This window comes from Acinetobacter haemolyticus (assembly GCF_003323815.1).
Classification (GTDB): Bacteria; Pseudomonadota; Gammaproteobacteria; order Pseudomonadales; family Moraxellaceae; genus Acinetobacter; species Acinetobacter haemolyticus.
Genome location: NZ_CP030880.1, coordinates 2829743 through 2846216, shown reverse-complemented (window position 1 = coordinate 2846216; position 16474 = coordinate 2829743). Strand labels below are relative to the sequence as shown.

Genomic DNA, 16474 nt, shown 5'->3' with positions numbered 1-16474 from the left:
TTGCAAACTTTGCGTGCGTCAAAATGTGGTTTGTCCACAACTCAACTCCCTTCCTCAATATTAGATGTGATCGATAGTCTGACTAAAGCAGGTTATGAGGCATATATTGTAGGTGGTGGTGTTCGCGATATGATGTTAGGTCTTAATCCAAAGGATTTTGACGCGGTAACCAATGCTACTCCAGCCCAAGTAAAAGAAGTGTTTGGGCGGCGTTGTCGTATTATTGGGCGACGTTTTGAGTTAGCTCATGTGTATTCTGGTCGTGAACTGATCGAAGTCGCGACCTTCCGTGCCCCTCCGAAAAAAGCAGTCACCAGTGCTTCTGGTATGATTCTTCGTGATAATAATTGGGGAACAATTGAGCAGGATTTTGCTCGTCGAGATTTTTCGATCAATACGCTTTATTATCAACCTCGTAAGGGGGTTGTGCTGGACTTCTGCCAAGGTGTTGAAGATATCAAAACCCGTACTTTACGGTTTTTGGGTGAGCCAGCTCAGCGTTTTGAGGAAGATCCTGTACGCATGTTGCGTGCATTGCGTTTTGCGGCGAAACTGAACTTTCAAATCGATCAATCCATTCTTGACGTTTTTGATGTTGAGATGACGCAATTATTGCGTGATGTTTCACCACATCGACTTTATGATGAGTCACAAAAGCTCTTTACTATGGGGCATCTCACTCAGGTTTTGCCGATGTTGATTGAGTTTGGTGTTTGGAAACAATTGTTTGCTGAAATTCCGCCAAACATCACCTCATTTATCGAGCGTGCAGCCAAGAATACTGATCAGCGAATTCAAATCGGTAAAACCATCAATCCTGCTTTTTTCTATGCGGTCTTGTTATGGAAACCCTTTTTAGAGCGCTGTGATTTTTATCTCAATAAAGGCGTCGTTCCAGCTGAAGCGCGTGCTCAAGCAGGCCTTGATGTGCTTAAGCGTCAAGCAACTCGTACGATTATTCCTCGTTTTGCTGAAACTTTTATTCGTGAAGTTTGGGAAATGCAAAGTCGATTGCTCAATCCAAAACCTCAACAAATAGAAGCATTAGCTGGGCATGCGCGTTTCCGTGCAGGATTCGATTTCTTGTTGCTACGTGAGAAATCAGGTGATGCCAGCACTGAAGGTATGGGCGTTTGGTGGGAAAATTACCAAGAAATGACCACTGACCAAAAAGAAGCCGCTATTCGTCAGTATAACCGTCAACGTACGAAGACCCGACGTAAAGCTGCTGACACCGAAGAGTTGAAGCATACTGAAATTGAACCATTGGTTGATGTTCCAGAACCAAGAAATCGTCGTGCGAAAAAAGAGCGTGTGCGGGCTGGTGATTCAGCAAATCGTTTTCTTGAAAAGGCGGCAGATACAGGTCAAATCAATTCAGATCATCCAATTTTAAAGCGAAAACGTGTGCAACGTGATTTAAAGCAAGTCGTTTTTGGACCGACTCAATGACGATTCGTACTTATATCGGTTTAGGTAGTAACTTAGGTGATTCGCAACAAATTCTTCGTGAAGCTGTTGCGAAATTATCAATGTTGGGTGAAGTTCAGGTTTCTCGTCTTTACCAAAGTCCACCGATGGGACCTCAAGATCAACCACATTATTTAAATGCTGTTGTTCAACTGGACACGACATTGACACCACTTGACTTGTTAGACCAATTGCAACAGTTAGAACAAGATGCGGGGCGTGTTCGTTTGCGACGTTGGGGAGAGCGAACCCTAGATCTTGATTTGTTAATCTATGGTCAAGAACAAATTCAAAATGAACGTTTAACTGTGCCCCATATTGGTATTTTACAACGTGATTTTGTAATTCTTCCCTTATTAGATTTAGATGCTCATTTACAATTAAATGGTCATTCATTAAAAGACTTAGAACTGGTACAGCAAGCAAACTTGACTGTAATAGCCGATCAATCTTGGGCGGCTGCTTAAGATTGTTTCGTTCTGAAAACGCCTGTAGAGGACATCATCATGATTAGTCTAAGTGACTTAAGAAAGTTTAAAGCTGACGGACGCAAGTTTTCTTGCCTGACTTGCTATGATGCAAGTATGGCGAAAGCAATGGAATTGGCTCAAATTGATACGATTTTAATCGGTGATTCTCTGGGGATGGCGATTCAAGGAAGAGATTCAACGCTTCCTGTTACAGTTGAAGATATGGCTTATCATACTGCGGCAGTCCGCCGTGGAAATACACATGCCTTAATCATGACTGATTTGCCATTTATGAGTTATGCAACACTTGAAGATGGCTTGAAAAGTGCTAAAGCCGTGATGCAAGTTGGTGCTCAAATGGTCAAAATTGAAGGTGGTGCTTGGCTCAGTGAGTTAGTTACAGTGTTGACTCGCAATGGTATTCCCGTCTGTGTCCATTTAGGTTTGACGCCGCAATCAGTACATGTGTTTGGCGGTTATAAATTGCAGGCAAGAACACGCGAAGCAGCCGATCAATTAATTGCAGATTGTCAAGCTGTGGTTGACGCAGGTGCATCAGTATTATTGCTAGAATGCGTTCCTGCTCAGTTGGGTAAAGAGATCGCTGAGTTATTTCCAAATACGCCTGTGATTGGAATCGGTGCAGGTAATGAAACAGATGGGCAGGTATTGGTTGCACAAGACATGTTGGGGCTTACTTTTGGTCGAGTTGCACGTTTTGTCCGTAATTTTATGAAAGAACAGGCGGGTGAAACAGCAATTTTAGATGCATTTAAAGCCTATCATGCTGCTGTTCAAGACCAATCTTTCCCAGCTAAAGAACATACTTTCCAAGTTGAGCTTTAATTCATGAAAACTGAAACAACGATACAAGGCTTAACTGCGTCACTTGCAACAGCACGCAGCAACAAAAAAATGATTGGTTTTGTCCCGACGATGGGAAATTTGCATGAAGGTCATTTGACCTTGGTTCGTGCTGCTAAAAAGATTTGTGATGTGGTTGTGGTGAGCATCTTTGTCAACCCAATTCAATTCGGTGCGGGTGAAGATTTTGATAACTATCCACGTACTTTAGAGCAAGATAGTCGTTTGTTGGCAGATGTGGGTTGCGATATTATTTTTGCGCCTTCTGTTGAGCAAATGTATGGAACACAACCACGCTTGACCAATATTAGTGTTGGGCAAATTACCGATGATTTGTGTGGGAAGTCTCGCCCTGGTCATTTTGATGGCGTGGCAGTCGTTGTTACCAAATTATTTAATATGGTACAGCCGGACTATGCTTTCTTTGGTCAAAAGGATTATCAGCAACTCGCGGTGATCCGTCAGTTGGTACAAGATTTAAATATGCCTTTGGAAGTGATTGGTGTGCCCATCGTGCGTGCTGAGGATGGCTTGGCTTTAAGTTCTCGCAATGGTTATTTATCTCAAGAGCAACGTGAAATTGCCCCTAAAATTTACCAGTTGTTAAAGAAAGCGGAACAGCAATTGCATGATGGTCAAGTGTTGGAGCAAGTGTTAGCAAATATCTCAACTGAATTGACACAAGCAGGTTTTGTTGTGGATTATGTGGAAGCTCGTCAAACCAATTTACAGCCGATTACGCAATTTGATCAAGATTTGGTTTTATTCGTTGCGGCAAAATTAGGTACGACGCGTTTAATCGATAATTTACAAGTTAATTTTAAAACTTAGAACTTCAGAATAAAAAGGGCAACATGCCATGAAGCGTATTCTTATCGTCACAGGACAATCTGGTTCAGGAAAATCTTCAGCGTTACAAGTGCTTGAAGATTTAGGCTACTATTGTATAGATAACTTACCTTTGGCACTGTTGCCTGAAATAGTGGCGAAACTTGATCATGAAAATAATCTGGAGCAATTGGCGTTAGGTGTTGATATTCGAAGCACACGCGCTGATATGCAAGAGTTTGATCATGTGTTTGAGCAATTAAAAAGACATGGTTCAGTTGATGTCATCTATTTGACTACCCAAGATCAAGATTTGATTGCTCGTTTTAGTGCATCTAGACGCCCACATCCTTTAGCGAGCCGTTTTAATAGTTTATTGCAGTGTATACAAGAAGAAAAGCAACTGCTGATTCCGATACAATTTCGCTCTACAGTGCATATTGATACGACAGATAAAAGTGTTCATGATTTAAAACATATTTTACTGTCCAAACTAGGGCAGTCTGATAACTTAATTGTTATTTTGCAATCGTTTGGTTATAAGCATGGCATCCCTTTAGATGCTGATTATGTATTTGATGTCCGTCATTTGCCTAACCCACATTGGGATTTAGATTTACGTCGTTTATCTGGTTTAGATGAACCTGTACGTCGATTTTTAGAGAGCAGTCAGCAAACCAATGAAATGTTTGCTGATATTTATGCTTTCTTGGAAAAGTGGCTACCTGCTTTTGCAGAGGGGCATCGCCATTATATGACCATTTCTGTGGGTTGCACGGGTGGACAACATCGTTCAGTTTATATCGTGGATAGACTCAAGCAAGCCCTTGAGGCAAAATGGGCTGTCCAAATCTTACATAGAGAAATGAAGCACTGGTCATGATAGACACAACAATTGATGTAATTAATAAACTTGGCTTACATGCACGCGCATCAGGTAAACTGATTGAGGTGACGACCAAATTTCGCTCTTCTATTCAAATTGGTAAGGGTGATAAGCTGGTAGATGCAAAAAATATTATGTCATTGTTGATGTTGGGTGCGGGTAAGGGCACGACATTAAGGTTAGTGATTGATGGTGCTGATGAAGACAAAGCACTGGAAGAAATTCAAACGCTGTTCGCAGCAAAATTTTATGAGGCAGAGTAATAGTGGCACGTGGTACCCAACGTTATACCGATGAAGATTTTGAGTCATTAGAAGGGCGTGCGAGTAGAACAGAGCAAAAGAAAGCTGTACAACGTATGGCTGCTTTAGGTGAGCAATTGGCTCAATTGAATGTAAAACAAATTCAAAAACTTCCTGTGGATGAACGTCTGATAGATGCGTTGCTTGAAGTTCAAAAAATTAGTTCATTTGAAGCACGTCGTCGTCAGTTTCAGCGAATTGGCAAATTGTTGCGTAATGAAGATGAAAGCATAATTTTGTCTTATCTCACACCGCAACAAGGTGCAAAGAAACAAATGCAATTGATGCGTTGGGTTGATCGTATGATTGAGCAAGGTGATCCGATCATTAATGAATTCAGCAAAGTATTTAATGCATCAGAACGCCATACTTTACGTCAACATGTGCTTCGTATTCATCGTGACATCAAACAACAGGTGAGTGAGGAAGAGCTCGAAGCTTCTAAACGTAAGTTTGTAAACTACGTACAACAAGTCGCGCTGTTATCTGATCAAGGTTAACCTGAAAAAAAGAAGTTTCCTTGGAAACTTCTTTTGCATTTAGGCAATTAATTTCCAAACTTACTTGTAGCTCGTTCTTTTGCCCATTCTCTTAAAATAAATTTTTGTAATTTCCCTGTAGATGTTTTAGGGATCTCAGTAATTACTACATCTTTAGGAACTTTAAAGCGTGCAAGTTCTTTTTGACAGTGCAGAATAATTTCTTCTGGTGAAGTTGTGCTACCTTGTTTTAATTCAATAAAAGCACAAGGCACCTCTTGCCAACGTGGATCAGGCTTTGCGACTACGGCTGCAGTCATGACTGCTGGGTGTCGATATAAAACATCTTCGACTTCTAATGAAGAAATATTTTCCCCACCTGAAATAATAATGTCTTTGGAGCGGTCCGTGATTTTGGCATAGCCATCGGGATGGCATACGGCTAAATCCCCGGTATGGAACCACCCCCCTTGAAATGCTTCTTCAGTGGCCTGTGGGTTTTTGAGATAGCCTTTCATGACGATATTGCCACGGAACATGATTTCGCCCATGGTCTCGCCGTCATTTGGCACAGGTTGCATGGTTTCAGGATCAAGTACACGCATACTGTCTTGTAGAGGGTATGGAACGCCTTGACGTGAATGCAATTGAGCTTGTTCTTGGATAGATAACTCACTCCAACCTGCTTGTGAGGCACATAGCGCTGAAGGACCGTAGGTTTCGGTTAAACCATAGACGTGATTGACATTGATGCCGATATTACGCATCCCTTCAATAATCGCAACTGGCGGTGCAGCACCAGCAACCATCACCTCCACATGATGGTCAAATGCGGTTCTTTGTTCCTGAGGCGTATTGATCAGCATCGATAAAACAATCGGTGCGCCACAGAAATAATCTACTTTGTGTTCGGCAATATATTGAAAGATTAGTGTTGGATCGACGCGACGTAAACAAATATTGGTTCCGCCACTGGCGGCAATAGACCATGCAAAACACCAGCCATTGCAATGAAACAGGGGTAAGGTCCAAAGATACACAGCACGAGGTTTCATGCCACATGCCAAAATATTACTTGCTGCATTGAGGTAAGCACCACGATGATGATAAACCACACCTTTTGGATTTCCTGTTGTTCCCGAGGTGTAATTCAGGCTGATCGCATCCCATTCATCTTGTGGAAGTAACCATTTAAACTCAGGATCGCCTTGAGCTATCCAAGACTCATATTCATATTGACCAAGGGGCAGTTGTTCACCTTCATACTCATTATCAAAAACGTCAATTACAATCATATCTTGATGAATATATGTGAGTGCTTCTTCTGCAATCGGTCTAAACTCTGGGTCAACTAAAAGCACTTTTGCTTCAGCATGTTCTAGCATAAAGGCAATGGTTTTGGCATCTAAGCGCGTATTTAGCGTATTTAGAACGGCACCTGCCATAGGAATGGCAAAATGAGCTTCAATCATTGCTGGAACATTCGGTAAAAGTACAGAAACGGTATCGTTCTTTTGAATACCTAAACGTGTGAGTTGGTGTGCAAATTGACGACAGCGTTGATAGCTTTGTTGCCATGTAATTTGACGTTTACCATGAATAATTGCGGCCTGATTCGGGTAAATATAAGCTGCACGCTCTAAATAGCGTAATGGTGATAACGCAACAAAGTTCGCAGGGTTTTTGGGTAATTCGTCGTATGCACTAACCATGTGTATTGCTCCATGTTTATTTTATGAGGAAATTTACTGGGGTGTTAAAAATGACCGCAGTCCCCATATATCTATATCACCATAGTACGCTGCTGACACGAAATCACTAAGGCTTTAGTCTGAGATATATTTTGACTTGGGTTTTTCTCCAATCAAAGGTTTCTTCCTTGTCTAAACCTGTGTAAAATCTCGGGTACTTTTTTATCCGCCGTTTTTTATTTTTTGAGGTCCGCCTCAATACATAATCTCGCGGTGATATGCTCCATTGTGCGGGGCATCACTCCTTAAGGATTTTATTATGCCAATCATTACTTTACCAAATGGTGATCAAAAGCAATTTGATCAACCGATTTCCGTGATGGAACTTGCTCAGAGCATTGGTCCGGGCCTAGCGAAAAATACCGTTGCTGGTCGTATCAATGATCGTTTGGTGGATGCTTGTGATTTAATCACAGAAGATGCAATAGTTCAGATTATTACCCCGAAAGATGAAGAAGGTTTAGAAATCATTCGTCACTCATGTGCGCACTTGGTCGGACATGCGGTTAAGCAATTGTTCCCTGAAGCGAAAATGGTAATCGGTCCAGTGATCGAAGAGGGTTTCTATTACGACATCTGGATGCCACGTCCATTTACTTTAGATGATATGGCTGCGATTGAAGAGCGTATGAAAAAGCTCATCGATCAAGATTATGACGTTATTAAAAAGATGACACCGCGTGATGAAGTGATTGCAGAATTCACAGCACGTGGCGAAGAATATAAATTACGCTTGATTGCAGACATGCCAGAAGAAACTCAAATGGGCTTGTACTACCATCAAGATTATTTGGATATGTGCCGTGGTCCGCACGTACCGAATACTAAATTCTTAAAATCATTTAAGCTCACTAAAATCTCTGGTGCTTACTGGCGTGGTGATGCCAAGAATGAGCAGTTACAGCGTATTTATGGTACAGCTTGGGCAGACAAGAAACAGTTGGCTGCGTATATCAAACGTATTGAAGAAGCTGAAAAACGTGACCATCGTAAAATTGGTAAAGCTTTAGACTTATTCCACATGCAAGAAGAAGCGCCAGGTATGGTGTTCTGGCATGCCAATGGTTGGACGATTTACCAAGTGCTTGAACAATACATGCGTAAAGTTCAGCAGGACAATGGTTACCAAGAAATTAAGACACCACAGATCGTAGACTTTACGCTTTGGGAAAAATCAGGACATGCGGCAAACTATGCTGAAAACATGTTTACGACTCACTCAGAAAGTCGTAACTATGCAGTAAAGCCGATGAACTGTCCTTGTCACGTACAAGTGTTCAATCAAGGCTTAAAATCATACCGTGATTTACCAATCCGTTTAGCGGAGTTTGGTTCATGTCATCGTAACGAACCATCTGGTTCATTACACGGGATTATGCGTGTTCGTGGCTTTACTCAAGATGATGCGCATATCTTCTGTACCAAAGAACAAATTGGTCAAGAAGTTGCAGACTTTATTAAACTGACTTTAGATGTTTATAAAGACTTCGGCTTTGAAGAAGTACAAATGAAGCTTTCAACACGTCCTGAAAAGCGTGTGGGTGACGATGCACTTTGGGATATTGCTGAAAAATCTTTGGCTGATGCTTTAAATGATGCAGGCTTAGCATGGGATCTACAACCTGGTGAAGGTGCATTCTATGGTCCGAAGATTGAATTTTCATTGAAAGACTGCTTAGGTCGTGTATGGCAGTGCGGTACAATCCAGTGTGACTTCAACTTGCCAATCCGTTTAGATGCTTCGTACGTGACTGAAGACAATGAGCGTGATCAACCAGTTATGTTGCATCGTGCAATTCTTGGCAGTTTTGAGCGTTTTATTGGTATACTAATTGAACATTACGCTGGTTTCATGCCACCTTGGCTTGCACCAATTCAAGCTTGTGTGATGAATATTACCGATTCACAAGCAGATGCGTGTGAGCAAGTGGTTGCAAAACTCAAAGAAAGTGGTCTTCGTGCTATTTCTGACTTGAGAAATGAAAAAATCGGATTTAAGATTCGTGAGCGTACCCTAGAGCGTATTCCTTATCTTTTGGTTCTCGGTGATCGAGAAGTTGAAGAGGGCACTGTAAATGTGCGTACACGCTCAGGAAAAAATTTAGGTACTATGTCAATTGATGCATTCATTGATTTAGTGAAATCTGCCGTTGCCGAACGCGGCCGGTACATTGTGGAGTAATAAAGATTAAACAGCCTGATCGTAACCAACAACAAGGTGCTAAAAGTAACCGTCCAGCCATTAATGATGAGATTCGTGCGAAAGAAGTACGTCTCGTTGCTGCTGATGGGGAACAGAAAGGTGTCGTTTCATTAAATGAAGCATTACGTGCTGCTGAAGAAGCTGATCTTGACCTTGTTGAGATCGTTGCTAATGCAGAACCTCCTGTTTGTAAAATCATGGACTACAACAAGCACTTATTTGACTTAAAGCAAAAGCAAAAAGATGCGAAGAAAAAACAGCATCAAGTGCAAGTGAAAGAAATCAAGTTACGCCCAGCGACGGACGTAGGTGATTACCAAGTAAAATTGCGTGCAATTTTACGTTTCCTTGAAGAAGGAAATAAGGTGAAAATTACTTTACGTTTCCGTGGTCGTGAAATGGCACACCAACAGCTTGGTCTTGCTCAATTACAAAAAATTGAAGCTGATGTGGCTGAGTTTGGCGTTGTTGAGCAACCTCCAAAAATGGAAGGTCGCCAAATGGGTATGCTGCTTGGTCCGAAAAAGAAAAAGTAATTTTTTCTTAATAAAAAAACACCGCTATTGCGGTGTTTTTTTTGTTTATACAAATGTGGAAACAAGGCTTAATTTTTGAGCAGATTTATGTTAATTTTAGTTGAAAAGTAAAGTATATAATCATTGGAGAATCAAAAGATGACTATCGTTAATGGTACACATGAGTTGTCTGAAATAAATCAAAAAGTGGTGCAAGAGGGTGAGGTGTTGCCTCAAGTTCGCTTAAAAGACGGTAGTCAGGTACAAACAGGCACTGTAGCAACCATGTTGCATAATATTAATTTATATAATGCAGGTGTACGTGGTGAAGTCGAGACTGAGTTAGAGTGTGCTATCCCAACCTTAGTGAAAGTAGGTTTATTTGATCTGTTTTCGGTTGATGAGTGGATCAAGGGAGATAATGCTGGTCGTCGATTTGTTGGGGAAAAGGCGAAAGAGTTTTTGGCGAATCGATAAAAATCAAATACACCTTTTAATATGCTCTGTGCAAACATAATTTTATTGTTTCTTTTTCGTGCTGCTGTGCTGATCAAATTCTGAAAAATGTGATATAACGCAACAACAGTCAAGATAAAGATGAATAGGATAACTAAATGATTGACTTATATTATTGGGGTACGCCCAATGGCCATAAAATAACGATTGCTTTAGAAGAAATGGGGCTTGAATATCAAATTTTCCCGATTAATATTTTAGAAAATGATCAGTTTCAGCCAGACTTTTTAAGGATTTCTCCAAACAATAAAATTCCAGCAATCGTTGATCAAAATGGTCCACGTGGTGAACCCATTTCTGTATTTGAATCTGGCGCAATCTTGCAATATTTAGGTCGCAAAACTGGATTGTTCTATCCCGTTGATGAGCAAGAGCGAGTTGAGGTAGAGCAATGGTTGATGTGGCAAATGGGTGGTTTTGGTCCGATGCTTGGGCAAAATCATCATTTCAACAAGTTTGCACCTGAGCGTATTCCTTATGCGACGGAGCGCTATATCAATGAAACCAAACGGCTGTATGCTGTTTTGAATAAACAGCTGGTTGGTCAGAAGTTTGTAGCTGGTGAATACTCGATCGCAGATATGGCGATTTTACCTTGGGCATTACGCTATGAGTGGCAAAGTATTCAACTCGAAGATTATCCTTATGTGAAAGATTATATCGATCGCTTAACTGCACGTCCTGCCATACAAAGAGCTTTATCGATCAAAGTAGGATAATACGTGTTGTGAAACAACAACTTTATCTGAGACATTGGGCGATTGCGATGGGATTCTTGGTACTTACAGCAATCGTCTGCGCTCTGCTACACAATCGCTATTCCGAAGATCATTTGGGGATTTTGGTCTTTGCTTTGATCGGTGTATTGGGGCTTTTATTTTCTACGTTATTTGCTTGGCTGCAGGTGGAAACTAGAAACTCATATGGTAGCACTTGGCTTTTCGTGAGCTTTTTAAGCCTGTCGTTATTGTTAAGCACTTATCTTTATCATACGGTATCCATGGACTGGGCGGCAGTTTCAGATGATGGTATCCAACTTAGTTTATATCAACGAGTTGTAACGTCAGACCTTACATTTTGGGTCGCATTTGCTTTTCCATTCATTTTTTCCGTCGTGAATTTTTCTGTGCGATCTAAGGTCGCCAAAATGAAGAAATAATCTGTGTTAAAACCATGCATTTAGCCCTATCAGCGTGACTATTTTATAGTTGTGTAATTTTTAGACTTAAAGCTCGATGATCGGTATAGGATAATGTAATTTTAAAACAAGTATAAAGCGTTATGAACTCTACAATCGCGACAGACTATTTAAAAAAACTTGATTTTCAAGGGCACTGTTTACCTACGCTAGAGAACTTAAAGACTCTGCTAAGTTTCCATGTTGAGCACATTCCTTTTGGTAATCTATCCTCTTTTCTTGGGGAGGAAGTCTCATTAGTACCTGAACAACTTGCTCAAAAATTATTATATGAAAATCGGGAAGGATATTGCTTGGAGCACAGCACTCTGAGCAGAATTGCATTAACTGAGTTGGGATATGACGCTTATAACGTATTAGGTCGTGTCTATTATCAAAGTGCACATACCACAGCACCTATCCGTACTCATTTAGTCACGTTGGTGCGAATCGATCAGCAATTATTTTTATATGATCCCGGCTTTGGGGGGATGACACCAACAACAATTCTATCTTTAGATTGTATCGGAGAGGCGCAGTCAACACCTTTGGAACAGTTTCGATTTGTGGATGTTGCACAGTGTGGATTGGACATGGCTGTGCTGACAGATGTGAAGTATATGCTTCAGGTTTTTTTACATAATGAATGGGTCAATGTGTATGCAATTAATCCTGATCAACAGATCGCGATGGCGGATGCGGAAATTGCCAATTGGTATATATCAACGTCACCTGAATCATTATTTACTCAACATTTAATGTTATTTACAGCGACCACGGAAGCCAGAATGACATTGAAAGATCAGGTATTGAGAATTCATGGTAAAGAAAAATCTGATAAAAAGGTTTTATCAACCCCGCATGAGTTTGGGGAAATAATACAAGCGGTTTTTAAGATACAAATGAACCCACAGAAACTTAGACAAGCATGGGATAAACTTACTTTGATTGAATCAGTTTAAGTGATATTGTCTGGGCATTGCTTTGATCTCTATGTAAGTGCTTTCACACCCTGATGTCCTATTTTCTATTATTTCTCTCTGCTTTTGGTGCTGCAACATTACTACCTTTACAGTCTGAAGCTGTGCTTATGACTTTATTGGTGCAGGGGATGTCCAATCCATTTTATTTGTTGCTTGTTGCGACAGTTGGAAATGTTTTGGGCTCTTGTGTTAACTGGTGGTTGGGATTGAAAATAGAGCATTATAAAGATAAAAAGTGGTTTCCTGTCTCAGAACCACGTTTGCAGCAAGCACAACAGATCTATCATAAATATGGTTTTTACTCGTTATTGTTGAGTTGGGTGCCGATCATTGGTGATCCGATTACGTTGATTGCTGGATTGATGAAAGAGCATTTTGGGCGGTTCTTATTGATTGTCACAATTGCTAAAGCAGGACGCTATTTGTTTATGTATGGCTTATATCTCGGATTATTTTCTTAATTTACTTTCTGTTTATGTTGTAGATTCTCGTTAGCTCCAGGTAAGTTCGACATTGTTGCTGTGGCTCAAATCGATTGTATTTTGTGATCAGAAATTTTGCTTTAAATTTAAACGAAGATGCTATATGATACTGCCTTCCTTACCTGCAGGTCGATTTGCAATAGTGCAAACGAGCCGAACAGGTGACTAAAAGAGGTTACTATGGCTAAGTTAAAAACTCGCCGTGGTGCAGCTAAACGCTTTAAAGCGACTGCAAACGGTTTCAAGCGCAAACAAGCATTCAAGCGCCACATTTTGACCAAAAAATCTGCTAAGCGTATCCGTCAATTGCGCGGTTGTGTAATGGTTCACGTAAGTGACGTTGCATCAGTTCGTGCTATGTGCCCATACATCTAAGGAGATTATAAATGGCTCGTGTAAAACGTGGTGTAGTGGCTCATCGCCGTCACAAAAAAATTCTTGCTCGCGCTAAAGGTTACTATGGTGCTCGTTCACGTGTTTATCGCGTAGCGTTCCAAGCGGTAATCAAAGCTGGTCAATACGCTTACCGTGACCGCCGTCAAAAGAAACGTCAATTCCGTGCTTTATGGATTGCGCGTATCAATGCTGGTGCTCGTCAAAACGGTTTGTCTTACAGCCGCATGATCGATGGCTTGAAAAAAGCTCAAGTGATCATCGACCGTCGCGTATTAGCTGACATCGCTATGCATGATGCAGTAGCATTTGCTGCTTTAGCTGAAAAAGCTAAAGGCGCATTAGCTGCATAAGCTTAGAGATTCAAAGAAGGCCGCTTTTTAGCGGTCTTTTTTATTTTTATAAATTTTCACTTCTATCAATCACTAGAGACAGGGGGGCGCTTCTCTTTCTCTAATAGGCATTTGAGTGGTTGATAGAAGTTTAATAATCTAGGAGCTACTATTATGGGCTTCTTTGTCAGCTAAGTTTTTAAGTACTTTATATATTGCATAAAATAGTGCAAGAATCAGGATAAAAAGATTGCCCCAATGAACTGCAAAATAAGCTAAGGTCCATAAAGCACAATAACACCATAGCATTGACCATAAAAATTTCACGATCCCTAACCAACGAAAGTGTGGTTGCGGTTCGATAGGTGAGGTCGTTTCATGTTCGACTAGTGGGGCTGTGATAGGGGAGAAATCGGCTGCGTTTTGGGTTTTTGGAGTGAATTTAAAAGAAGTGGCTTGTTCTTGATGATGATTGATGTTGGAGCTGTGATATTGATTGGCAGCGTATTTTAGGATAAGTACATGGAATTCGTCGAGTATATTACGCACAGTGTCAAATTCTAATCTTTCATTTTCAGTCATTTGCCAGTAATCACCATTATCATTTTTAATATGGGATTCATTATCCAACTGATTTTTTAAACGAGCAGCGTTGAGCATGAGAATACTGGCATAATTTTTTTTGAGGTTATAAGGCAAAACTGGAAATTGTTCTTCTAGTTTATACATGTCACCTTCATAACAATTATTATCAGTTAATGGAATGGGATAGTTACCAAAGCGTTGGGCTACAGCAAAATGATAAATTTTTTCTTGATATTCATTGAAAAAGCTTTGCCAAGAGATCGGTTTTAAGTCTTCAGTAATATAAGATACAACCTCTACAGGAAGATCTTTCAATACATAATTTTCAACACTATCGTGATAATTATTATAGTCTGAATACAATGGATATCCATCGTTGTCATAGCTTTGCAAAAATGGTTTTTCTTCACAAGGTAGAAGCACTTTCAATTCTTGCTGGGAAAAATGGCAAATAATGCAAAACTCATCCTCAGCTTGAAAGAAATTAAAAATTTCTGATTCTCCGAGATAATTCGCAATTATTGAGGTTGAATGTAGACTGATTTTCTCTAGACCTAGTAGTTTAAGATAACTTAAAAAATGTGAAGCAGAGCCTGCGAGTAAATTACCCTGATCAATATTTCTTAAAATAGGAAAGTGAGTAAAGAGTAAGGGGTGACGGTCTAAAAGTTCGGAATCTACACCTCCGGTTAAGAATTCGTTTCCATAACTGACTAACGTGATTTGACGGTATATTCTTGGTAAATACATCTACGCTGTTCTTCCTATTATAATCGTTTTAAATAATAGATAGATTGAACAAAAACGCATGAGAAAACAATATCACTTTAGACAAGTGGGGGACGATACTTGTATTTGGGATGTTCATCGCTTAGTAGAACTGACCCAAAATTTCATTGTCAAAAAAGTTGCACTGAATGATATTCAAGAACTCAACGAGGCCTATTGGTTTACAGATGAATATCCAACAACTCAGCAAATCATTGAGCATATTCAATTGATTCAGGATGCAGACCTCAATTACCCAATTATTCTTTGTGCGCAGGGTCGAGTGATGGACGGTATGCATCGTGTGGCAAAGGCAAGTTTACTCAAGCATTCCGATATTCTTGCAGTGCAATTTGAGCAAACACCTGAGCCTGATTTTATGAATATTGATGAAGATGAGCTTGATTACACGGATATTTATAATCCGAAATAATAAGCCAATCCACAAATGATGATCGTGATGAAGACTAATTTCATCACACTGATATGATTCATTTTATGTTGGGCTGCTGCCTGAGTTGGCGTTTTCGCTACATCCATAGTACGGTCATAGGGTTCCATCGGCATTTCAAAATCAATATTTTTATAGTGGTTAGCAATTCTTGAAATTAGTTTCGCAAATAAGTCATCTGTTTTTTGTCCGAAGTTGCGTAAGACAATTTGTTGTTCAGGACTTAACATTTCTCCATCGGTGTTATAAGGATGGCGACGTTGACTCTCGATAAAATCTGTCAATGCTGACATGCGATACATGAGTTGGTGAGCTGAATCTGCTTGATAGGTGGTTGGAATGATAGCCAAGTCAGCATGATCTAAATGGCTGTGTTCTAGTTCATAACCATAAAAAGGTAGCTCCACTTGCTCTGGTTCTAAGAAGTTTTCTGCGCATTTATGGCTAAAAAGCTCTTGGTTAATAAACTTTTCAATTTCATGCCAGTCATTATTTTTTAACTCTTGAGTCACTTTTTTAGCAATTGAGTCTGGAAGTTGATAACGCCAAAACATGTTCTGGCTGAGAGATATTTGCTGTGAAGCGGGCGCTTCGAAAGGACTATCATGTTGATACCACTCTGCAAGTTCATGTCCACAAATCCATGCAGTTTTGTTTTTCCCTTCATGGCTCACGATGAAGTGAGCATAGGGAAGTAATTCAACATTGGCGTTAGGGTTTTGGTGATCTTGTAATAGCTGTGAATTATGCAAGCTTAATCGATCAACGCCTTGTCGTTTTAATCCTTCCAACCAAACTTGAAAGTGTTGTGCTAAAAGATGTTGTGACTGGAGGTCTCGGAATTCGAAATGATGTTGAGCAAAGATGGGGTGATCAACCCAGACATTAAAGGGAAGATTTTGTTGTAAAAACTCATTGCCATAGCTGACAAGCGTCAATTGAACTTTCCAAATTTGATCGAGCGCCATTGTTTTTACTCTTTGACTTTTAGCGATAAGAAAGATTTTAGCAAATTGTTG

The 16474-nt window shown here is 40.2% G+C and carries 20 protein-coding genes; 17 read left to right on the top strand and 3 right to left on the bottom strand.

All coding sequences use genetic code 11. The annotated features are described in order from the left end of the window. The 7 genes from pcnB to yjgA are packed head-to-tail and all read left to right on the top strand — an operon-like array spanning position 1 to position 5320. Positions 1-1452, top strand: coding sequence for a polynucleotide adenylyltransferase PcnB (gene pcnB / locus DS737_RS13090; protein ID WP_004637952.1), 1452 nt, complete (start codon positions 1-3; stop codon positions 1450-1452). After that, a complete protein-coding gene (gene folK / locus DS737_RS13085) occupies positions 1449-1937 on the top strand; it encodes a 2-amino-4-hydroxy-6-hydroxymethyldihydropteridine diphosphokinase (protein WP_004637953.1) in 489 nt (162 codons plus the stop codon). The genes pcnB and folK overlap by 4 nt, the downstream gene beginning before the upstream one ends. Positions 1938-1976: 39 nt before the next feature. After that, on the top strand, positions 1977-2786 hold the full coding sequence (gene panB, locus DS737_RS13080; protein ID WP_004637954.1) for a 3-methyl-2-oxobutanoate hydroxymethyltransferase: 810 nt from the start codon (positions 1977-1979) through the stop codon (positions 2784-2786). A 3-nt stretch (positions 2787-2789) separates the two neighbouring features. Further along, a complete protein-coding gene (gene panC / locus DS737_RS13075) occupies positions 2790-3635 on the top strand; it encodes a pantoate--beta-alanine ligase (RefSeq protein WP_004637955.1) in 846 nt (281 codons plus the stop codon). A gap of 28 nt (positions 3636-3663) precedes the next feature. Then, the gene (rapZ, locus tag DS737_RS13070; RefSeq protein ID WP_004637956.1) at positions 3664-4515 is read left to right on the top strand and encodes an RNase adapter RapZ; all 852 of its coding nucleotides are present in this window, start codon (positions 3664-3666) and stop codon (positions 4513-4515) included. Beyond that, positions 4512-4781: an HPr family phosphocarrier protein gene (locus DS737_RS13065; RefSeq protein WP_004637957.1), complete on the top strand. Its 270-nt coding sequence runs from the start codon at positions 4512-4514 to the stop codon at positions 4779-4781. Before rapZ ends, DS737_RS13065 begins: the two co-directional genes overlap by 4 nt. A gap of 2 nt (positions 4782-4783) precedes the next feature. Beyond that, positions 4784-5320 (top strand): ribosome biogenesis factor YjgA, encoded by a 537-nt coding sequence (yjgA, locus tag DS737_RS13060; protein WP_004637958.1) that lies wholly within the window; start codon positions 4784-4786, stop codon positions 5318-5320. A 47-nt stretch (positions 5321-5367) separates the two neighbouring features. Here yjgA and DS737_RS13055 read toward each other — a convergent pair whose 3' ends face one another. Continuing rightward, entirely contained in the window at positions 5368-7011 is a 1644-nt protein-coding gene (locus DS737_RS13055) for an acyl-CoA synthetase (RefSeq protein ID WP_113997719.1), read from the bottom strand. Positions 7012-7309: 298 nt separating this feature from the next. On the opposite strand from DS737_RS13055, the gene thrS reads away from it, so the two are divergent. The 9 genes from thrS to rplT all read left to right on the top strand — a co-directional run bounded on the left by thrS (position 7310) and on the right by rplT (position 13672). After that, complete coding sequence (gene thrS, locus DS737_RS13050) at positions 7310-9232, top strand: threonine--tRNA ligase (protein WP_113997718.1); 1923 nt, start codon at positions 7310-7312, stop codon at positions 9230-9232. A 5-nt stretch (positions 9233-9237) separates the two neighbouring features. Next, the gene (gene infC, locus DS737_RS13045) at positions 9238-9789 is read left to right on the top strand and encodes a translation initiation factor IF-3 (protein ID WP_075316144.1); all 552 of its coding nucleotides are present in this window, start codon (positions 9238-9240) and stop codon (positions 9787-9789) included. Between the two features lie 138 nt (positions 9790-9927). Further along, the gene (locus tag DS737_RS13040) at positions 9928-10245 is read left to right on the top strand and encodes a DUF7709 family protein (protein WP_017396243.1); all 318 of its coding nucleotides are present in this window, start codon (positions 9928-9930) and stop codon (positions 10243-10245) included. A 137-nt stretch (positions 10246-10382) separates the two neighbouring features. Next, positions 10383-11003: a glutathione S-transferase N-terminal domain-containing protein gene (locus tag DS737_RS13035; protein ID WP_017396244.1), complete on the top strand. Its 621-nt coding sequence runs from the start codon at positions 10383-10385 to the stop codon at positions 11001-11003. An 8-nt stretch (positions 11004-11011) separates the two neighbouring features. Then, positions 11012-11443 carry a hypothetical protein gene (locus DS737_RS13030; protein ID WP_017396245.1) on the top strand — a complete coding sequence of 144 codons (432 nt, stop codon included), beginning with the start codon at positions 11012-11014 and terminating at the stop codon, positions 11441-11443. A gap of 122 nt (positions 11444-11565) precedes the next feature. After that, positions 11566-12423, top strand: a complete 858-nt coding sequence (locus DS737_RS13025) for an arylamine N-acetyltransferase family protein (protein ID WP_113997717.1) — start codon at positions 11566-11568, stop codon at positions 12421-12423. A gap of 53 nt (positions 12424-12476) precedes the next feature. After that, on the top strand, positions 12477-12905 hold the full coding sequence (locus DS737_RS13020; protein WP_004637966.1) for a YqaA family protein: 429 nt from the start codon (positions 12477-12479) through the stop codon (positions 12903-12905). Positions 12906-13106: 201 nt separating this feature from the next. After that, a complete protein-coding gene (rpmI, locus tag DS737_RS13015; protein ID WP_004637967.1) occupies positions 13107-13301 on the top strand; it encodes a 50S ribosomal protein L35 in 195 nt (64 codons plus the stop codon). An 11-nt stretch (positions 13302-13312) separates the two neighbouring features. Further along, positions 13313-13672 carry a 50S ribosomal protein L20 gene (gene rplT, locus DS737_RS13010; protein ID WP_000124858.1) on the top strand — a complete coding sequence of 120 codons (360 nt, stop codon included), beginning with the start codon at positions 13313-13315 and terminating at the stop codon, positions 13670-13672. Positions 13673-13810: 138 nt separating this feature from the next. Here rplT and DS737_RS13005 read toward each other — a convergent pair whose 3' ends face one another. Beyond that, positions 13811-14986 carry a hypothetical protein gene (locus DS737_RS13005; RefSeq protein WP_017396248.1) on the bottom strand — a complete coding sequence of 392 codons (1176 nt, stop codon included), beginning with the start codon at positions 14984-14986 and terminating at the stop codon, positions 13811-13813. 58 nt (positions 14987-15044) lie between these two features. Here DS737_RS13005 and DS737_RS13000 point away from each other — a divergent pair, with 58 nt between their 5' ends. Beyond that, on the top strand, positions 15045-15437 hold the full coding sequence (locus DS737_RS13000) for a hypothetical protein (RefSeq protein ID WP_017396249.1): 393 nt from the start codon (positions 15045-15047) through the stop codon (positions 15435-15437). Here the strand turns inward: DS737_RS13000 and DS737_RS12995 are convergent. Further along, the gene (locus DS737_RS12995; protein WP_113998000.1) at positions 15422-16423 is read right to left on the bottom strand and encodes a hypothetical protein; all 1002 of its coding nucleotides are present in this window, start codon (positions 16421-16423) and stop codon (positions 15422-15424) included. The genes DS737_RS13000 and DS737_RS12995 overlap by 16 nt on opposite strands. Between the last annotated feature and the right edge of the window lie 51 nt (positions 16424-16474).